The 443-nt window shown below is 57.8% G+C and carries 1 rRNA gene; it reads left to right on the forward strand.

The window, feature by feature from the left end:
* Positions 1-443: ribosomal RNA gene (locus AA75_RS01720) — 23S ribosomal RNA — on the forward strand; the annotation flags it as partial.

The following is a 443-nucleotide window of genomic DNA, read 5'->3' on the forward strand; positions in this document are numbered from 1 at the left end:
GGGGTCGTGGGAAAGTTCTTCAGTCGTCTGCCGGCGGCTGGGTGAGTCAGAAACCGTTTGGGTAGTCGAAGGACATGCGAAAGGTCCGGCGTAGAGGGTAAGACCCCCGTAGACGAAACCTGTACGGCTCACTTGAGCTTCTCCCAAGTAGCACGGAGCCCGAGAAATTCCGTGTGAATCTGGCGGGACCACCCGCTAAGCCTAAATATTCCCTGGTGACCGATAGCGGATAGTACCGTGAGGGAATGGTGAAAAGTACCGCGGGAGCGGAGTGAAATAGTACCTGAAACCGTGTGCCTACAAGCCGTGGGAGCGTCGTTCGCCGAGCTTGCTCGGTGGGCCGTGACTGCGTGCCTTTTGAAGAATGAGCCTGCGAGTTTGCGGTGTGTAGCGAGGTTAACCCGTGTGGGGTAGCCGTAGCGAAAGCGAGTCCGAATAGGGCG

The sequence above is a fragment of the Kitasatospora sp. MBT63 genome, from assembly GCF_000710465.2.
Lineage (GTDB): Bacteria > Actinomycetota > Actinomycetes > Streptomycetales > Streptomycetaceae > Kitasatospora.